Below are 17,269 nucleotides of genomic sequence, written 5' to 3'. Positions count from 1 at the left end.
GGGGGCATGCGCAGCGTCTGGACCGTCCTCGGCGTCGTCGTCGCGGTCGTGATCGCCTGGTTCGTCGTCGACGTCGCGCTGCGCGTGCTCGCGTTCGGCTTCCGCCTCGCGCTCGTCGCCATCGTCGCCGTCGTCGTGCTGCTCGTGCTGCGCGCGGTGCTGCGGAAGCCCGCGGAGTAGCCCGCGCGCCGCGTCGCGGCGCGGCCTCGGCGAGCCACCGCGCATCGCGTCCTCGGCGGGCCGCTCGCGTGCGCGGCCGGCCGCGCCGGCCCGAGGATGCAGAAGACTCCCCGCGCACCCGCCAGAGCCCGGTTACCCTTGCTGCGTCTCCGCCCTGGGGGAGTTGGCCTGGATGGCGCCACGCGGGGAGCCGTCGACCATCGTACCCGCTATCGGGCGAGGCGTGCGAGCTCGTCGGTCGTCAGCTCGACGTCGGCCGACGCGAGGAGGTCGGCGAGCTGCTCGGGCGTGCGCGCGCTCGCGAGCGGCGCTGCGACGAGCGGCTGCTGCCGCAGCCATGCGAGCGACACGGCGGCGACCGTCGTGCCGTGGGCGGCTGCCACGTCGTCGAGCACGTCGAGCAGCGCGACGTTCGCCGCATCCTCCAGGTAGCGGGCTGCGATGCCGGCGCGCTGCGAGTCGACGTCGACGCCGGGGCGATACTTGCCCGTGAGGAAGCCGGAGGCGAGCGACGGGTACGGCACCTCGACGAGCCCGAGGTCCGCGAGGGTCGGCAGCAGCGTCTCCTCGGCCTCGCGCGACACGAGGTTGTAGCGGTCCTGGCTCGTCGTCGGGCGAGCGAGCCCCGCGGCGTCGGCCGCGGTGACGAGCGAGCGCACGCGCTCGGGCTCGAAGGTCGAGACGCCGACCTCGCGCACCTTGCCTGCTCGCACGAGCTCGTCGAAGACGGCGGCGACGTCCTCCTGCGGCACCTCGGGGTCGTCGCGGTGCGCGTAGTAGAGGTCGACGTGGTCGGTCTGCAGGCGGCGCAGCGAGTCGTCGAGCGCGGCGCGCACGTTGGCGGGGGAGAGGCCGGGGCGCTCGGGGTGCTGGAAGACCTTCGTCGCGACGACGACGCGGTCGCGCACGCCGCGCGACGCGATCCACTCGCCGAGGATCGTCTCGGACTCGCCGCCGGCGTTGCCGTCGACCCACGCGGAGTAGACGTCGGCGGTGTCGATCGAGCGTCCGCCCGCCGCGAGGAACGCGTCGAGCACGGCGAAGGACTCGTCGCGATCGCTCGTCCAGCCGAAGGCGTTGCCGCCGAGGATGAGGGGGCCGTGGTCGAGGGAGGTCATGCAGGGGGTCAACGTCCCGCGTCGCGCGGGATTCCCCTCACGCGCACGCGGCCGGCCGTTCGGGCGCGTCGTCCGCTGCGGGCGTGCGCCGCGCGTCGGTGGCCGCCGGTAGCCTGGCCTGCATGGTCGCTGCGCTCTACCGCCGGTATCGGCCGGAGTCGTTCGCCGAGCTCATCGGGCAGTCGCACGTCTCCGATCCGCTGAGCGCCGCCATCCGCGGCGATCGCGTCGGGCACGCCTACCTGTTCTCGGGGCCGCGCGGGTGCGGCAAGACCACGAGCGCCCGCATCCTCGCGCGCTGCCTCAACTGCGCCGCGGGCCCCACGCCCACCCCGTGCGGCACGTGCGACTCGTGCGTCGAGCTCGGCCGCGACGGCGGTGGCTCGCTCGACGTCGTCGAGATCGACGCCGCGAGCCACGGCGGCGTCGACGACGCACGCGACCTGCGCGAGCGCGCCGCCTTCGCCCCCGCGCGCGACCGCTTCAAGATCTTCATCATCGACGAGGCGCACATGGTGACCTCCGGCGGCTTCAACGCGCTGCTGAAGATCGTCGAGGAGCCGCCGCCGCACGTGAAGTTCATCTTCGCGACGACCGAGCCCGACAAGGTCATCGGCACCATCCGCTCGCGCACGCACCACTACCCGTTCCGGCTCATCCCGCCGGCGCCCATGCTCGAGTACGTCTCGCGCCTCACCGCGGAGGAGGGGGTGCAGGCCGAGCCCGGCGTGCTGCCGCTCGTCATCCGCGCCGGCGGCGGCTCCGCGCGCGACACGCTCTCCATCCTCGACCAGCTGATCGCGGGCTCCGAGACGCCCACCGTCGCGTACGCGCAGGCCGTGGCGCTGCTGGGCTTCACGCACGCCGAGCTGCTCGACGACGCCGTCGACGCCCTCGGCGCGCGAGACGCCGCCGCCATGTTCTCGGCCGTCGACCGCGTCATCCAGTCGGGCCAGGATCCTCGGCGCTTCGTCGAGGATCTCCTCGAGCGGCTGCGCGACCTCATCGTGGTGCGTGCCGCCCACGATCCCGCGTCGCTGCTGCACGGCGTGCCGCAGGAGGAGCTCGACGCCATGCTGCGCCAGGTGCGCGCCTTCGGGCCCGTCGAGCTGTCGCGCTCGGCCGACGTCGTCGCGAAGGCCCTCACCGACATGACGGGTGCCACGAGCCCGAAGGTGCACCTCGAGCTCATGGCCGCGCGCCTGCTCGTGCCCGCCGCAGGCGACCAGGAGCTCGGCACCCTCGCGCGGGTCGAGCGCCTCGAGCGCCGCATCGGCGTCGCGGGCGCCACCGCGGATGCCGCTCCGGCAGCGGCTGCCGCGCCCGCTGCCACCGCGCCGGTGGCTGCACGCGTGGCTGCGCCCGCCGCGGCGGCCCCCGCGTCCGCGCCCGCGTCGACCTCGACGTCCGCCGGCGTCGCCGAGACCGAGCCGGCGCCCGCGTCGCCCGCGCCGGCCGCCGCAGCGGTGTCCGCAGCCGAGGTCGCCGCGCCCGCCGCGGTCGGCTCGGTGAGCGTCGAGCAGCTGCGCGACGCCTGGGACGAGGTGCTCACGCACCTCGGCGACGCCAGCAGGCCCGCCTGGCTGCTCGTGTCGCAGGCCGAGGTGCTCGAGCTCGACGGCGACATCCTGCGCATGGGATTCCGCAACCAGGGCGACCACGATGCGTTCCCGGCGAAGCCCGGCGGCGCGACGAGCCCCGCCGAGCACCTGCGCGCCTCGATCGAGCACGTGCTCGGCATGTCGGTGAAGTACCGGCGCAACCTCATCGGCCCGCCCGAGGGCACGCGTCCGCGTGCTCGCGCGACGCAGTCCCCTGCCGACGACGCCGACGCGGAGCCTGCGCCCCGGGCGCCCACCGCACCGTCGCTCGCGGCCCCGCAGCCGTCGACGTCGGCGGCCGAGTCGCAGCCGACCGCGCCCGAGGCGCCGTCGAGCGCCCCTGAGCCTCCGACGAGCGCACCCGAGCCGCCGACGAGCGCCCCCGAGCCGCCGACGAGCGCCCCCGAGCCGCCGACGAGTGCTCCGCCGGCCCCGACGAGCGCCACCGAGGCATCGACGCGCGGGGCAGCGGCCCCTGCTCCCACGGGTGGCGCAGCCGCGACCGCGACCGCCGCGCAGTCCTCCGCATCGCAGCCCTCCGCATCGCAGCGCTCCGGCCCGGATCCCGTCGCGCCGGCACCCGCGCCGCGCCGCGAGGCAGCCGCCGGCGGGGCGCGGCCCGAGCCGGCCGCCTCCGCGCCTGCTGCGCGCACGCAGCCCGCGACCGCGCCTGCCACCGTGGGCTGGGCGGTCGCCACGATCCCGAGCGCCGAGGCCGAGGCCCCGGGCGCCGTCGTGACGCCCATCCGTCAGGCGCCGACGTCGGCGCCGCCCGTGCCTGGCGCGAGCCCCGCACCCGCGCAGGCGCCCGCACCCGCGCAGGCATCGGCGCCCGCGCCCGCGCCGACGCCCGCGTCCGACGGCGTGCCCGACGACGAGGCGCCCGACGATCCCTGGGGTCCCGACGAGCAGGTCGTCGACCACGCAGCAGCCGCGGCGGCCGTCGAGGCGACCGCCGCGGCGATGCAGGCGGCGCCCTCCGCCACGGCGCCCCGCGCCGCGGCCCAGGCCGCCCCGGCGACGTCGATGGCTGGGCCCGATCGCGTCGTCGACGCGCGCCGCGCCGCGATGGACGACGCGCGCTACGGCGAGGCCGTCGTGCGCGAGGAGCTCGGAGCCGAGTTCCTCGAGGAGATCCCGCTCGACGGCAGGGAGGGCATGCGCTGATGTACGACGGCATCGTGCAGGAGCTCATCGACGAGCTGGGGAGGCTTCCCGGCGTCGGCCCGAAGTCGGCGCAGCGCATCGCGTTCCACATCATCCAGACCGAGACCTTCGACGTGTCTCGCCTGTCGCGCGTGCTGGCCGAGGTGCGCGACAGGGTGCGGTTCTGCGAGATCTGCGGCAACGTCGGCGAGCAGGAGCGCTGCGTGATCTGCCGCGATCCGCGCCGCGTGCCCACGACGATCTGCGTCGTCGAGGAGCCGAAGGACGTCGTCGCCATCGAGCGCACGCGCGAGTTCCGCGGGCTGTACCACGTGCTCGGCGGCGCGTTGAACCCCATGCAGGGCGTCGGTCCCGACCAGCTGCGCATCTCGCAGCTGCTGCGCCGCCTGCAGGACGCCACGGTGCAGGAGATCATCATCGCCACCGACCCGAACGTCGAGGGCGAGGCCACGGCGACCTACCTCATCCGCACGCTCTCGCCGCTCGGCATCACGGTCTCGCGGCTCGCGAGCGGCCTGCCGGTGGGCGGCGACCTCGAGTTCGCCGACGAGATGACGCTCGGCCGGGCCTTCGAGGGGCGCCGCCAGGTCACGAGCTGACGCTGCGTCGAGCGCCGCTCGACGCAGCGCGTCACACGGCCGAGCGCCGCATGCCGGCGACCGTAGACTGAGTGCTCGCCCAACCCCTCCAGGAGTTCCCGTGAGCCTCATCGTGCAGAAGTACGGCGGCTCGAGCGTCGCCGACGCCGAGAGCATCAAGCGCGTGGCGAAGCGCATCGTCGAGACGCGCAAGCGCGGCGTCGACGTCGTCGTGGTCGTGTCGGCCATGGGCGACACGACCGACGAGCTGCTCGACCTCGCGCACGAGGTCGTGCCCGGCCTGCCTGCGCACGGCCGCGAGCTCGACATGCTGCTCACCGCGGGCGAGCGCATCTCGATGGCGCTGCTGGCGATGGCGATCACGTCGATGGGTGGCGAGGCGCTGTCGCTCACGGGCAGCCAGGCGGGCATGCTCACCGACGCCACCCACGGCTCCGCGCGCATCGTCTCCGTCACGCCCGGCCGCGTCCGCGACGCGCTCGACGAGGGCAAGATCGTCATCGTCCAGGGCTTCGCAGGCTTCAACAAGGGCACGGGCGACATCACGACCCTCGGCCGCGGCGGCTCGGACACGAGCGCCGTCGCCCTCGCCGCGGCGCTCGACGCCGACGTCTGCGAGATCTACACCGACGTCGACGGCGTGTTCACCACCGACCCCCGCATCGTGCCCCGCGCCCGCAAGGTCGACAGGATCACGAGCGAGGAGATGCTCGAGCTCGCCTCCGCGGGCGCGAAGGTGCTGCACATCCGCAGCGTCGAGTACGCGCGGCGCCACGGCGTCACGCTGCACGTGCGCTCCTCGTTCACGAACCAGGAGGGCACGATCGTCTACGACCCCGAGAAGGAGGGGACGATGGAAGAGGCTCAGATCGTCGGCGTCGCGAGCGACCTCGGCGAGGCGAAGATCACGATCGTCGGCGTGCCCGACGTGCCGGGCACGGCCGCGCGCATCTTCACGATCGTCGCCGAGGCGAACGCCAACGTCGACATGATCGTGCAGAACGTGTCGGCGGCGGCCACCGGCCGCACCGACATCACGTTCACGCTGCCGAAGGAGGATGCGGCGCGCGCGCTCGAGGCGCTCGAGGCGGCACGCGACGAGGTCGGCTTCGAGCAGGTGCTGCACGACGACCAGATCGGCAAGCTCGCGCTCGTCGGGGCGGGCATGCGCACGAACGTCGGCGTCTCGGCCAAGCTGTTCCGCGCGCTGTCGGACGCCGGCATCAACCTCGAGCTCATCTCGACGAGCGAGATCCGCATCTCGGTCGTCACGAGCGCCGACCAGCTCCACGACGCCGTGCGCGTGGTGCACTCCGCGTTCGGCCTCGACGCCGACGAGGATGCCGTCGTGCACGCGGGGACCGGGCGATGAGACTCCGGCTGGGCATCGTCGGCGCCACGGGGCAGGTCGGCGGCAAGGTCATCCAGCTCATCGAGGAGCGCGGGCTCGCGTACGACGAGCTGCGGCTGTTCGCGTCGGCACGCTCCGCCGGCTCGCAGCTCAGCGTCGACGGCGAGCTGATCACGGTCGAGGATGCGGCGATCGCCGACCCCGCAGGGCTCGACGTCGCGATCTTCTCGGCGGGCGCGACGACGTCGCGTGCGCAGGCCGAGCGATTCGCCGCAGCGGGCGTCACGGTCGTCGACAACTCGTCGGCATGGCGCATGGATCCCGACGTGCCGCTCGTCGTCTCCGAGGTGAACCCGCACGCGCTCGACGCGATCTCCAAGGGCATCGTGGCGAACCCCAACTGCACGACGATGGCGGCGATGCCCGTGCTGAAGCCGCTCGACGCGGAGGCGGGCCTCACGAGGCTCACCGTCGCGACGTACCAGGCGGTCTCGGGCACGGGTCTCGCGGGCGTCGAGGAGCTGCTCGGCCAGCTGCAGGCGGCCGTCGCGCAGCATCCGGAGCGTCTCACGCACGACGGTCACGCCCTCGAGCTGCCCGCGCCCGAGCGCTACGTCGCACCCATCGCGATGAACGTGCTGCCGCTCGCCGGCTCGATCGTCGACGACGGCGAGGGCGAGACCGACGAGGAGAAGAAGCTGCGCAACGAGAGCCGCAAGATCCTCGAGCTGCCCGACCTCCTCGTCGCGGGCACATGCGTGCGCGTGCCGGTCTTCACGGGCCACTCGCTGTCGATCCACGCCGAGTTCGACCGGCCGATCAGCCCCGAGCGCGCGCGCGAGATCCTCGCGGAGGCCGAGGGCGTCGTCCTCGCCGACGTCCCGACGCCGCAGGATGCCGCGGGCACCGATCCGACGATCGTGGGGCGCATCCGCGCCGACCAGTCGGCGCCGGAGGGTCGGGGCCTCGTGCTGTTCCTCTCCAGCGACAACCTGCGCAAGGGCGCGGCGCTCAACGCCCTGCAGATCGCCGAGCTGCTCGCCGCGCGCATCGCCGCGTAGCGCGCACGATCGAGGGGGCGGGGCCAGGCGGCCCCGCCCCCTCGTGCTCGCAGCGGGTGCGAGGGTCGTCCGCGGCACGGGAGCGTGACCGGGAGGCGCCGCACGCGAGTACGATGGGTGCCGATGAAGACGATCGACGTGGCCCTCATCGGCGGTGGCATCATGAGCGCCACGCTCGGCGCTCTCGTCCAGCGACTCGAGCCCGACTGGAGCATCGAGGTGTTCGAGCGCCTGGGCGAGGTGGCGCAGGAGTCCTCGAACCCCTGGAACAACGCGGGCACGGGCCATGCGGCCCTCTGCGAGCTCAACTACACGCCGGAGGGGCCCGACGGCACGATCTCGCCCAAGAAGGCGATCGAGATCAACGAGCAGTTCCAGGTGTCGAGGCAGCTGTGGTCGTCGCTCGTCGACGACGGGTTCCTGCCCGACCCGTCGGCCTTCATCTCGGCGACGCCGCACATGAGCTTCGTCTGGGGCGAGGAGAACGTCGACTACCTGCGCCGCCGCTACGAGGCGCTGAAGGACGAGCCCCTCTTCGAGGGCATGGAGTTCTCGACCGACGTCGCGCAGATCCGCCGGTGGGCGCCGCTGCTCGTGCCGGGGCGTCGCAAGGATCAGCCGATCGCGGCGACGCGCATCACGTCGGGCACCGACGTCGACTTCGGCGCGCTCTCTCGCCTGCTCTTCCAGGGCATCGAGAGCGGCGGGGCGCGCGTGCGCACGGGCAAGAGCGTCGAGGGGCTGCGTCGCGGCAAGGACGGCATCTGGACGATCCGCCTGCGCGACGAGGTCGGCCGCACGCCCTCGCGCATCCGAGCCCGGTTCGTGTTCGTGGGTGCCGGTGGCGGCGCGCTGCGCCTGCTGCAGAAGGCGCGCATCCCCGAGGCGCGCGGCTTCGGCGGCTTCCCCATCACGGGCGAGTTCCTGCGCACCGACGACCCTGCGATCGTGGACCGCCATCTCGCGAAGGTCTACGGCAAGGCGAGCGTCGGCGCGCCGCCCATGTCGGTGCCGCACCTCGACACGCGCGTCGTCGACGGCTCGGCGAGCCTGCTCTTCGGCCCGTACGCCGGCTTCAGCCCGAAGTACCTGAAGACGGGCTCGAACCTCGACCTCTTCTCCACCATCCGACCGCACAACCTCTACCCGATGATCCGGGCGGGTCTCGCGAACCTCGGCCTCGTGACGTACCTCGCCGGCGAGGTGCTGTCGACGAAGGAGAAGCAGATGGAGGCGCTGCGCGAGTTCGTGCCGAACGCGAAGAGCTCCGACTGGCGGCTCATCACGGCGGGGCAGCGCGTGCAGGTCATGAAGCGCGACCCGAAGAAGGGCGGCGTGCTGCAGTTCGGCACCGAGGTCGTCACGGGTGCGGACGGCACCATCGCGGGCCTCCTGGGCGCCTCGCCTGGCGCGTCGACGGCGGCGCCCATCATGCTGACGATCCTCGAGCGCTGCTTCCCGGACCGCTTCGCGGGCTGGCGCGGCGAGATCGAGCGGCTCGTCCCGTCGTTCGGCACGCGCCTCAACGACGACCGCGAGGCCGCGCGTGCGAGCATCGCGTCGACGGCGCGCACGCTGGGGCTCGATGGTGCGTCGAGCACGGCGGTCGTCGAGGCGTCGGCGTAGCGGACGCCCTTCGCCTGCGCGGCGGCCCTCGCCGTCGCCGGTCGGCGCCGGGCAGGACGCGAGAAGCGTCATACGGCGCGGGTTCCTTGCGCCAGGGGTGCCCTTGCCGCCCGGAATCCGCGTCGAGATCGTCGATGTGGAGAAGTTGTGACGGTTGCTCAATTCCTGGGGTACGATCCGAGCATGAGTTCGGATGCTGCGCGAACTCGAGGCCGCGTCACCCTCGGGATCATCGATGACTTCGCGATCCTGCTCGAGTCCCTGACCGTATGGCTCGAGCGGAATGCGCCGGATCTCGAGGTCGTCGTGTGCGCGTCGACGTTCCGCGAGTTCGCGATGGACGAGTCCTTCCCGCCCGACGTGACGCTCATCGGCGAGCTGCGCCACGAGTCCACGACCATCGCGTCGCGCATCAAGGCGTGCGTCGCCGCCGGCTCGCAGGTCGTCATCGTCGCCGACGACCGATCGGTCGACCACAGGCAGGCCCTGCAGGCCGGTGCGGCCGAGGCGCTGCCCCGCAAGACCCCGATGCTCGAGATCGTGCAGTCCATCCGTCGCGCGAGCCAGCGCCAGGTGCCGGTGGTGCGCCGCAGCGCCCCGCTCGAGCGCCCGCGCCTCAGCCCCGGCGAGCGCCAGGCCCTCACGTACTACGTGCAGGGCTACTCGACGCAGCAGGTCGCGACGGCGATGAACGTGAAGTACGAGACGGCGAAGACGTTCCTGCGGCGCGTGCGCCAGAAGTACGCCGCCGTCGATCGCGCGGCCGGCAAGCGCGCCGACCTCATCGTGCGCGCGACGGAGGACGGCATCCTCTAGCCTGGATCCTCGTGGCAAAGCTCTACTTCCGCTACGGGGCGATGAACTCGGGCAAGTCGACGGCGCTGCTGCAGGCGGCCTTCAACTACGAGGAGCGCGGCCAGCGCGTGCTGCTCGCGAAGCCGGCGGCCGACACGAAGGGCGACGGCGCGATCGTCTCGCGCCTCGGCGTCACTCGCGACGCGGACTTCTGCGTCGGCCCCGCCGACGGCATGCTGCCGGCCTTCGTGCACGCGGCCGGCGGCGACCCGGGTGGCGATCGCGTCGCGTGCCTGCTCGTCGACGAGGCGCAGTTCCTCTCGCCCCCGCAGGTCGACGACCTGCTGCGCATCGCGGTGCTCCACGAGGTCCCCGTGCTCGCCTACGGCATCCGCACGGACTTCCGCACGCACGCGTTCCCGGGCTCCGCGCGCCTCATGGAGATCGCGCACTCGCTCGAGGAGCTGAAGACGATCTGCCGCTGCGGTCGCAAGGCGCTCTTCAACGGCCGCCGCGTGGGCGAGCGCTTCGTGTTCGAGGGCGACCAGGTGGCGATCGACGGCGAGGCGGTGGCGTACGAGTCGCTCTGCGCGACGTGCTACCTGCGCGAGTCGGGCGGCGTGCTCGCCTGACCGGGCCCCCCAGGCATCCGAGCCGTCAACGTACTTCGATCCATGCCTCGCGGATCCCGAGACCGCAGGAGATCGTCGACGTCTGCGGCGTGCCTCCCGCGACGCGCCAGGGGCCATAGAGAGCGGTGCCGTTCGTGCAGCGGCCGACGAGGCGGTACTGGCCGGGTCCACTGCTGCAGGTTGCCCGCGCGGAGTACTGGCCGGACAGCGACCAGACGCAACCGGAGGGAGTCGCTGCGAGGCTGTCAGCACGAGCCAGCGTCGGCGACGCGGCCGTATGGGCTGGCATCACCTGCGATGAAGGCGTGCTTGCGCTCGCGTGAGCCACAGGCGCCGAGAGCGCGATGCCGGTGAAGGCGGAGGCCGCCAGGACGAGGGTCGACAGGATGCCAAGTGAGGGAACGCTCATTTCTCGAGTCTCTTCGCGCTGCGCCGTCATTGTCTGATTGTCACCCGACAAAGTGCTCCGCGTAGCCTGCGCGCGCGCCGGCCGCGACTGCGACACGACGAAGGCCCTCTCCGCGTGGAGAGGGCCTTCGTGCTGGTCGGGGTGACAGGATTTGAACCTGCGGCCTCGTCGTCCCGAACGACGCGCGCTACCAAGCTGCGCCACACCCCGGTGCTGCCGCTTCCGCAGCAACCTGTCCATGCTAGCCGATCCGGCGGGCCTCCAGCGACACGAGCACGGCCTCGGGCGGCGTGCCGAGCCGGAACGGCGCGTAGATCGACGTGCCGATGCCCTGGGACACCTGCAGCACGGCGCTCGCGCCGCCGTGCCGCCACGTCGACACGCCCGACGCCTGCTCGCGCGGCACGTCGCAGTTGGCGACGAGCGCGGGCCCGCCGGGGATGCGCACCTGTCCGCCGTGCGTGTGCCCGGCGAAGACGACGTCGGCGCCCTCGCGCACGAAGGCGTCGAGGATGCGGCGGTAGGGGGAGTGCGTGACGCCGATCGACACGGGGCCGCCCGTGCCCGGGGTCCAGTCGGCCTCCGTGCGCAGCGTCGCGAGCTCGTCGGCGACCACGTCGAGCCGGTCCCAGCCGTGATGCGCGTCGTGCACGCCGAAGAGCTCGAGCCGCGTGCCCGCGACCTCGAGCCCGCGTGCGGCGTTGTCGAGGTCGAGCCAGCCGAGATCGGCGTACACGGCCTCGAGGGCCGCGGTGTCGAGGTCGGGCTCGTGCCGCCGCGCACCGCGCGACGACGGCCCGAGGACGTACCGCAGCGGGTTCTTGAGCACCGGTCCGTAGACGTCGTTCGAGCCGTGCACGAAGACGCCGGGGATGCCGCGCAACGGCTCGAGCGATTCGGCGAGCGCCGGGATGGCGTCGCGGTGGCCGAGCGCGTCGCCCGTCGAGACGACGAGGTCGGGCTCGAGCGCCGCGAGCGACCGCAGCCACTCCACCTTGCCGCGCTGCCAGGGCGCGAGGTGCTGGTCGGCGAGGTGCAGGACGCGGATGGACGCGCTGCCCGGCGGCAGCACGGCCAGGCGCTCGTGCCGCACCCGGAACGCCGTGCGCTCCACGAGCGTCGCGTAGGCGGCGGTCACGATGCCGACGCCCGCGAGCGCGCCCCCGGCGATGCCGAGGGCGCGCCCACCAGCATCAGCAGCCAGGGTCCTCGCCGTCCCTCGACGCGCCGACGACGATCGACACGGGTGCCGTGGGCGGGCCGTTCGTGCCCGCATCCGGGTTCTGGTCGAGCACCTGGCAGCGTTCGCCGCCCGAGGCCCTGGCCCATGTGATCTGCAGGTTGGCGGGATCGAAGCCCGCCGAGCCCATCGACGCCCTGGCGTCGGCGAGCGACTGCCCCTCGAGGTTGGGGATGGGCGCCTCGGGTGGCGTGAACTGCGACCCGTCGCTCACGAGCAGCGTGATCGAGGTCTCCGGCAGGACGAGCGATCCGGCACCGGGCGAGGTGTACTCGACGCGACCCGCCTCCTGCGCACCAGCCACCGTCGAGCCGACGACGACGGAGAAGCCCGCCGCCTCGAGCGCTGCACGAGCCTCGTCGGGGGTCTGCCCGGCGACGTTCGGAAGCTCGACCGCGTTCCCCTGCAGCGTCTCCGGATCGGGCTGCAGGAACTGGCCGCCTGGGTAGCGCTCGAGCGCTGCCCCCATGACCGCACGGAAGACCACGGATCGCCGGTCCCACATCTCCTGGCCACCCGCATCGCGCAGACCGACCTGTCCTCGGATGTTGCCGATCCAGACGCTGGACGCCACGGACGACGAGGCGCCGTTCACCCACGTCTGCACGACGTTGTTGCTCGTTCCGGTCTTCGAGATCACGGGCGCGGCGCCTGGCGGGTTGTTCGCGGGGTTGGCGTTCGTGACCTCCTGCAGCACGTACTGCATCACGGATGCCACCTCGGGGCTGATGGCACGCTCGCACTGGCGCTCCTGCGCGGGGATCTCGCTGCCATCGCGAGCGATGATGCGATCGATCGCCGTGGGCTCGCAGTGCACGCCGCCGTTGGCCACCGTCTGGAACGCCTCGGCCATGCCCATGGGAGTGACGTTGCCGGTGCCGCCGATCAGCGCCGGCGCGTAGCCCCAGCCTCCGCCCGCCTGGGTCGGATAGTCCGAACCGTCTGCGGGCGTCGTGCCCATGCGCGTCGCCACGTCGAAGACGTCGCAGACGTCGAGGCGCGTGCCCATCTCCATGATCCCGGTGTTTAGGGAGTTCTGCATGATGCCCAGCACGGTCTGCCGGTTGAAGGTGCGGCCCTCGTTGTTCTGCGGGTTGCCGTCCGACAGGCGCGAGCCGCACACGTCGATCGTGCGCTCACGTCGCGAGGTGTCGAGCGAGGTGTTCACCGAGTAGCCGGCCTCGATCCACGCAGCGAGCGTGAAGATCTTGTAGCCGGATCCAGGCTGGAAGCCCCCGCCGCCGTTCCATTCCGAACCGCCGACGTTGAAGTTCACCGACGTCTCCGTCGCGGTCTCCGCGCCGAGCCCGTAGTCCTTGTTCTGCGCCATCGAGAGGATGCGCCCGGAGCCGACCTCCAGCATCGTCACGGCACCGCCGAGCTCGAGCCTCGTCTCGTCGATCGGCGTGTACTCGTCGAGCACGCCCTGCACCTGCTCGTTGAGCCCGACGTCGATGGAGGTGTAGACCTGCAGCCCGCCGAGGTTGAGCGCGCGCGTCGCGGCCTCGATGTCCTGACCGAGCAGGTACGTGCCGTCTGCCTGCGGATTCCGGAGGAGCTGCTGCACGTAGTCGCAGAAGAAGCCCGTCGAGCCGTAGTAGGAGGCGATGCATCCCGAGCCCGCGGGTTGGACGTTCATGAACGCCTCGTCGACGGGCGTCGCGACCGCCTCGTCGTGCTGCTGCTGCGTGATGTAGCCCACCTCGAGCATCGCGTCGACGATGTAGTTGCGACGCACCTCGTTGCGCTCGTAGTTGTCCGGCGAGAACAGGTTGAGCGTCGACGGGTTCTGCACGATCGTCATGATCGAGGCGGCCTGCGCGATCGTCAGCTGGTCGGCGTTCACGCCGAAGTAGCGCTGCGCGGCGGCCTGGATGCCGTACGTCGCGTTGCCGAAGTTCGCGATGTTGAGGTACGCCGCGAGGATCTCGTTCTTCGTGTACCGCTGCTCGAGGCCGATGGCGAAGCGCATCTCCTGCAGCTTGCGCCCGTACGAGTCGGTCGTCTGGTCGGCGCACAGCTCGGGGTCGTAGCGCTCGCCGGTGTCGACGTCGACGATCTGGCACGCGATCTCGACGATCTGCTGGCGCACGAGCTGCATCGTGAGGCTCGACGCTCCGCCCGAGCCGCCGGTGATCTGGCCGACCGCCGCCCGCGCGATCGACGGGGCGTCGACGCCACCGTGGTCGTAGAAGCGGCGGTCCTCTCCGGCGATCGCCGCGAGCGGCGCCCACTGACCGGCCTGGGAGAGCGAGATGATCTCGCGGTTCTGGCTGTAGAACTCGGCGATGGGCGTCGGGGCCCCGTCGAGTGTGCCGTAGATCGTCGAGACCTCGGACTGCTCCTCGATCTGCGCGAACTCGGGGAGGTTCTCGAAGATGTCGAGACCGCTGTTGGCGGTGCTGGAGGCGACGGCGACGGCGGGCGTGACGGTGGCGCTCACGAGGAGGCCGGCGACGACGCTGAAGCCGATGAGGCCGAGGAGGCTCCCGAGCAGGGATCCCGGCGCATGCTTGGCGGTCGAGCGGGCTGGCATGCTAGCGAGGGTACGGCACCACGCTATGAACCGATGGATCCTCTGGAGGCCCCATGACGAACTGGGAGTACGCCACGACGCCGCTGCTCATCCACAAGGAGACGGCGATCCTCAACAACTGGGGCGCCGACGGCTGGGAGCTCGTGCACATCGCGACGGGCACCGAGGGCGGCATGGTCGCGTTCCTGAAGCGGCCCAAGGCGTGAGCGTCGCCGACCGGCTCGCCGAGCTCGGCCTCGCGCTGCCGGCCGTCGCCGCGCCCGTCGCCGCCTACGTGCCCGCCGTCGTGTCGGGCAGCCACGTCTTCACCTCCGGCCAGCTGCCCTTCGTCGACGGCGCGCTGCCTGCGACGGGCAAGGTGGGCGCCGACGTGTCGCCCGAGGATGCGAGGGGCTACGCCGCCACGTGCATCCTCAACGCCCTCGCCGCCGTCGAGGCCCAGATCGGCTCGCTCGACCGAGTGACCCGCATCGTGAAGGTCACGGGGTTCGTCGCGAGCGCGCCGGGCTTCACGGGGCAGCCGGGCGTCGTGAACGGGGCCTCCGAGCTGCTCGGCGAGCTGCTGGGCGACGCGGGCGTGCATGCGCGGTCGGCGGTCGGCGTCGCCGAGCTGCCGCTCGGCGCTCCGGTCGAGATCGAGCTCATCGCCGAGTTCGCCTAGGCACGACCCGCAGACGGACCGAGGTCCTCGGCTGCCCCTGGAGGAGGAGCCGAGGACCTCGGTCCATCCGCGTCGTCGCGTCAGCGCAGCTGCGAGCGGATGGCCTCCACGACCCCCTGGTCGGCGAGCGTCGTCGTGTCGCCGAGGTCGCGGCCCTCGGCGAGGTCGCGCAGCAGCCGCCGCATGATCTTGCCCGAGCGGGTCTTCGGCAGGTCGGGCACGATGAAGACCTGCCGCGGACGCGCGATGGGGCCGATGTCGGAGGCGACGTGCGCGCGCAGCGCGGCCTCGGCCTCCTCGACGGTCTGCGCATCCGCGAACCGCGCCTTCAGGATGACGAAGGCGACGACGGCCTGGCCCGTCGTCTCGTCCGACGCACCGACGACCGCGGCCTCCGCCGTCGACTCGTGCCCGACGAGCGACGACTCGATCTCGGCCGTCGACAGGCGGTGGCCCGACACGTTCATGACGTCGTCGACGCGGCCGAGCAGCCAGATGTCGCCGTCCTCGTCGCGGCGGGCGCCGTCGCCGGCGAAGTAGCGGTCGCCGAACCGCTCCCAGTACGTCTCGCGGTAGCGGTCGTCGTCGCCCCAGATGGTGCGCAGCATCGACGGCCACGGCTCGGTGACGACGAGCAGCCCTCCCGCGCCGTCCTCGACGTGGGCGCCCTGCTCGTCGACGACGTCGATCTCGATGCCGGGCAGCGGCACCTGCGCGCTGCCGGGCTTGAGCGCCGTCACGCCGGGCAGGGGCGCGATCATCATCGCGCCGGTCTCGGTCTGCCACCACGTGTCGACGATCGGGGCGAGGTTCGAGCCCACGACCTCGCGGTACCACATCCACGCCTCGGGGTTGATGGGCTCCCCGACGGTGCCGAGCACGCGCAGGCTCGAGAGGTCCGACGACTGCACGTGCTGGCGGCCGAGCTTCATGAACGTGCGGATGGCCGTGGGCGCCGTGTAGAGGATCGTGACGCCGTAGCGCTCGACGAGCTGCCACGGGCGCTCGGGACCCGGGGTGTCCATCGTGCCCTCGTACAGCACCTGCGTCGCACCGTTCGCGAGCGGCCCGTAGACGACGTAGGAGTGGCCGGTGATCCAGCCGACGTCGGCCGTGCACCAGTACACGTCGGTCTCGGGGTGCAGGTCGAAGACCGTGCGGTGCGTGAACGCCGCCTGCGTGAGGTAGCCGCCCGACGTGTGCAGGATGCCCTTCGGCCTCCCCGTCGACCCGGAGGTGTAGAGGATGAAGAGCGGGTGCTCGGCGTCGAAGCCCTGCGGCTCGTGGTCGGCATCGACCTCGGCCATCGCCTCGTGGTACCAGCGGTCGCGGCCGTCGACCCACTCGACGTCGTTCTCGCCGCGGCGCACGACCAGCACGCCCGTCACTTCGTGGCCGTCCTCGCGCAGCGCCTCGTCGACGATGGGCTTGAGGGGGAAGACCTTGCCCTTGCGCCACGTGCCGTCGGCGGTGATGACGAAGCGCGCCCTCGCGTCGTCGATGCGCATGCGCAGGTTCGAGGCGCTGAAGCCGCCGAACACCACGGAGTGGATGGCGCCGATGCGTGCGCACGCGAGCATCGCGGCGACGGCCTCGGGCAGCATCGGCAGGTAGATGGCGACGCGGTCGCCCGCACCGACGCCTGCGGCCTCGAGCACGTTCGCGAGGCGCTGCACCTCGGCGGTGAGCTCGGCGTACGTCACGGTGCGCCGGTCGCCGGGCTCGCCCTCCCAGTGCAGCGCGACGCGGTCGCCGTGGCCCGCCGCGACGTGCCGGTCGAGGCAGTTGTACGCGACGTTCAGCTGCCCGTCGCCGAACCAGCGCGCGTGCGGCGGCTGCCAGTCGAGCACCTCCGTGAAGTCGCGGTGCCAGTGCAGCTCGCGCGCCCGATCGGCCCAGAACCCGAGCCTGTCGGCCCGCGCCTCGTCGTAGATCCCCGCATCGGCGATCGCCTGCGCCCGGAACGCGTCGCTGGGCGGGAAGGTGCGCTGCTCGGTGTCGGCGAGGTGCGCGAGGTGCTCGGTCATGTCGGGTGCTCCCTTGCATGCGGACGTGACGTCTCGACCCTAGGGGATGCCCGAGGGGCGGCCGTCGCCCGGGCACGCTCGATGGCGAGCGCGCGACGCGGGGCAGCCGGGCACTCCGCCGACGGGGAGGCGGCGGAGTATGCTCCGGGTGTCGATCCCGTGTCGACACGGCAGGAGCAGTCGGATTCCCCCGATCCGCGCGACTGCGGCGGCGTCCGTTCCCCCCAATGGGCGCCGCCTTCTGCGTCCGGCGGTCTCCCCATGCG

The 17,269-nt window shown here is 72.5% G+C and carries 15 protein-coding genes, 1 tRNA gene and 1 other RNA gene; 10 read left to right on the top strand and 7 right to left on the bottom strand.

Annotated elements, in window-relative coordinates; all coding sequences use genetic code 11:
- Positions 1 to 6: 6 nt before the first annotated feature.
- Positions 7 to 180 carry a hypothetical protein gene (locus ACFQPP_RS10535; RefSeq protein ID WP_376916543.1) on the top strand — a complete coding sequence of 58 codons (174 nt, stop codon included), beginning with the start codon at positions 7 to 9 and terminating at the stop codon, positions 178 to 180.
- 98 nt (positions 181 to 278) lie between these two features.
- Here ACFQPP_RS10535 and ffs read toward each other — a convergent pair.
- An RNA gene (gene ffs / locus ACFQPP_RS10530) (signal recognition particle sRNA small type) lies at positions 279 to 375 on the bottom strand.
- 14 nt (positions 376 to 389) lie between these two features.
- Positions 390 to 1,298, bottom strand: a complete 909-nt coding sequence (locus ACFQPP_RS10525) for an aldo/keto reductase (protein WP_376916542.1) — start codon at positions 1,296 to 1,298, stop codon at positions 390 to 392.
- A 122-nt stretch (positions 1,299 to 1,420) separates the two neighbouring features.
- On the opposite strand from ACFQPP_RS10525, the gene ACFQPP_RS10520 reads away from it, so the two are divergent.
- From ACFQPP_RS10520 to ACFQPP_RS10490, 7 genes are all read left to right on the top strand, one after another.
- Complete coding sequence (locus ACFQPP_RS10520; RefSeq protein WP_376916541.1) at positions 1,421 to 4,066, top strand: DNA polymerase III subunit gamma and tau; 2,646 nt, start codon at positions 1,421 to 1,423, stop codon at positions 4,064 to 4,066.
- The gene (gene recR, locus ACFQPP_RS10515; RefSeq protein ID WP_376916540.1) at positions 4,066 to 4,665 is read left to right on the top strand and encodes a recombination mediator RecR; all 600 of its coding nucleotides are present in this window, start codon (positions 4,066 to 4,068) and stop codon (positions 4,663 to 4,665) included. The genes ACFQPP_RS10520 and recR overlap by 1 nt, the downstream gene beginning before the upstream one ends.
- A gap of 100 nt (positions 4,666 to 4,765) precedes the next feature.
- Positions 4,766 to 6,037, top strand: a complete 1,272-nt coding sequence (locus ACFQPP_RS10510) for an aspartate kinase (RefSeq protein ID WP_376916539.1) — start codon at positions 4,766 to 4,768, stop codon at positions 6,035 to 6,037.
- Entirely contained in the window at positions 6,034 to 7,077 is a 1,044-nt protein-coding gene (locus ACFQPP_RS10505) for an aspartate-semialdehyde dehydrogenase (RefSeq protein ID WP_376916538.1), read from the top strand. Before ACFQPP_RS10510 ends, ACFQPP_RS10505 begins: the two co-directional genes overlap by 4 nt.
- A gap of 123 nt (positions 7,078 to 7,200) precedes the next feature.
- Positions 7,201 to 8,703: a malate:quinone oxidoreductase gene (locus ACFQPP_RS10500; protein WP_376916537.1), complete on the top strand. Its 1,503-nt coding sequence runs from the start codon at positions 7,201 to 7,203 to the stop codon at positions 8,701 to 8,703.
- A 183-nt stretch (positions 8,704 to 8,886) separates the two neighbouring features.
- Entirely contained in the window at positions 8,887 to 9,519 is a 633-nt protein-coding gene (locus ACFQPP_RS10495) for a sigma factor-like helix-turn-helix DNA-binding protein (RefSeq protein ID WP_376916536.1), read from the top strand.
- Positions 9,520 to 9,530: 11 nt separating this feature from the next.
- Positions 9,531 to 10,130, top strand: coding sequence for a thymidine kinase (locus ACFQPP_RS10490; protein WP_376916535.1), 600 nt, complete (start codon positions 9,531 to 9,533; stop codon positions 10,128 to 10,130).
- A gap of 25 nt (positions 10,131 to 10,155) precedes the next feature.
- Here ACFQPP_RS10490 and ACFQPP_RS10485 read toward each other — a convergent pair whose 3' ends face one another.
- The 4 genes from ACFQPP_RS10485 to ACFQPP_RS10470 all read right to left on the bottom strand — a co-directional run bounded on the left by ACFQPP_RS10485 (position 10,156) and on the right by ACFQPP_RS10470 (position 14,315).
- Positions 10,156 to 10,569 (bottom strand): hypothetical protein, encoded by a 414-nt coding sequence (locus ACFQPP_RS10485; RefSeq protein WP_376916534.1) that lies wholly within the window; start codon positions 10,567 to 10,569, stop codon positions 10,156 to 10,158.
- Between the two features lie 103 nt (positions 10,570 to 10,672).
- Positions 10,673 to 10,749 (bottom strand) — tRNA-Pro (locus ACFQPP_RS10480).
- A gap of 31 nt (positions 10,750 to 10,780) precedes the next feature.
- Complete coding sequence (locus tag ACFQPP_RS10475) at positions 10,781 to 11,677, bottom strand: metallophosphoesterase (RefSeq protein WP_376916533.1); 897 nt, start codon at positions 11,675 to 11,677, stop codon at positions 10,781 to 10,783.
- A 55-nt stretch (positions 11,678 to 11,732) separates the two neighbouring features.
- The gene (locus ACFQPP_RS10470) at positions 11,733 to 14,315 is read right to left on the bottom strand and encodes a transglycosylase domain-containing protein (protein ID WP_376916532.1); all 2,583 of its coding nucleotides are present in this window, start codon (positions 14,313 to 14,315) and stop codon (positions 11,733 to 11,735) included.
- A 53-nt stretch (positions 14,316 to 14,368) separates the two neighbouring features.
- Here ACFQPP_RS10470 and ACFQPP_RS10465 point away from each other — a divergent pair, with 53 nt between their 5' ends.
- On the top strand, positions 14,369 to 14,521 hold the full coding sequence (locus ACFQPP_RS10465) for a hypothetical protein (protein ID WP_376916531.1): 153 nt from the start codon (positions 14,369 to 14,371) through the stop codon (positions 14,519 to 14,521).
- Complete coding sequence (locus ACFQPP_RS10460) at positions 14,518 to 14,976, top strand: RidA family protein (protein WP_376916530.1); 459 nt, start codon at positions 14,518 to 14,520, stop codon at positions 14,974 to 14,976. The genes ACFQPP_RS10465 and ACFQPP_RS10460 overlap by 4 nt, the downstream gene beginning before the upstream one ends.
- A gap of 80 nt (positions 14,977 to 15,056) precedes the next feature.
- Here the strand turns inward: ACFQPP_RS10460 and acs are convergent, their stop codons facing one another.
- Positions 15,057 to 17,003, bottom strand: coding sequence for an acetate--CoA ligase (gene acs, locus ACFQPP_RS10455; RefSeq protein ID WP_376916529.1), 1,947 nt, complete (start codon positions 17,001 to 17,003; stop codon positions 15,057 to 15,059).
- Positions 17,004 to 17,269 lie beyond the last annotated feature (266 nt).

The sequence above is a fragment of the Agrococcus sp. GCM10030265 genome (assembly GCF_042666675.1).
In the GTDB taxonomy this organism is placed as follows: Bacteria; Actinomycetota; Actinomycetes; order Actinomycetales; family Microbacteriaceae; genus Agrococcus.
The sequence above is the reverse complement of the archived record's forward strand: the minus strand, read 5'-3'. Positions and strand labels throughout refer to the sequence as shown.

Excerpts from the sequence above, each read along its gene's own strand:
- ACFQPP_RS10470 (WP_376916532.1), bottom strand. The coding sequence starts at position 14,315 with ATGCCAGCCCGCTCGACCGCCAAGCATGCGCCGGGATCCCTGCTCGGG.
- ACFQPP_RS10495 (WP_376916536.1), top strand. The coding sequence starts at position 8,887 with ATGAGTTCGGATGCTGCGCGAACTCGAGGCCGCGTCACCCTCGGGATC.
- recR (WP_376916540.1), top strand. The coding sequence starts at position 4,066 with ATGTACGACGGCATCGTGCAGGAGCTCATCGACGAGCTGGGGAGGCTT.
- ACFQPP_RS10500 (WP_376916537.1), top strand. The coding sequence starts at position 7,201 with ATGAAGACGATCGACGTGGCCCTCATCGGCGGTGGCATCATGAGCGCC.
- ACFQPP_RS10505 (WP_376916538.1), top strand. The coding sequence starts at position 6,034 with ATGAGACTCCGGCTGGGCATCGTCGGCGCCACGGGGCAGGTCGGCGGC.
- ACFQPP_RS10535 (WP_376916543.1), top strand. The coding sequence starts at position 7 with ATGCGCAGCGTCTGGACCGTCCTCGGCGTCGTCGTCGCGGTCGTGATC.
- acs (WP_376916529.1), bottom strand. The coding sequence starts at position 17,003 with ATGACCGAGCACCTCGCGCACCTCGCCGACACCGAGCAGCGCACCTTC.
- ACFQPP_RS10465 (WP_376916531.1), top strand. The coding sequence starts at position 14,369 with ATGACGAACTGGGAGTACGCCACGACGCCGCTGCTCATCCACAAGGAG.
- ACFQPP_RS10485 (WP_376916534.1), bottom strand. The coding sequence starts at position 10,569 with ATGACGGCGCAGCGCGAAGAGACTCGAGAAATGAGCGTTCCCTCACTT.
- ACFQPP_RS10525 (WP_376916542.1), bottom strand. The coding sequence starts at position 1,298 with ATGACCTCCCTCGACCACGGCCCCCTCATCCTCGGCGGCAACGCCTTC.
- ACFQPP_RS10520 (WP_376916541.1), top strand. The coding sequence starts at position 1,421 with ATGGTCGCTGCGCTCTACCGCCGGTATCGGCCGGAGTCGTTCGCCGAG.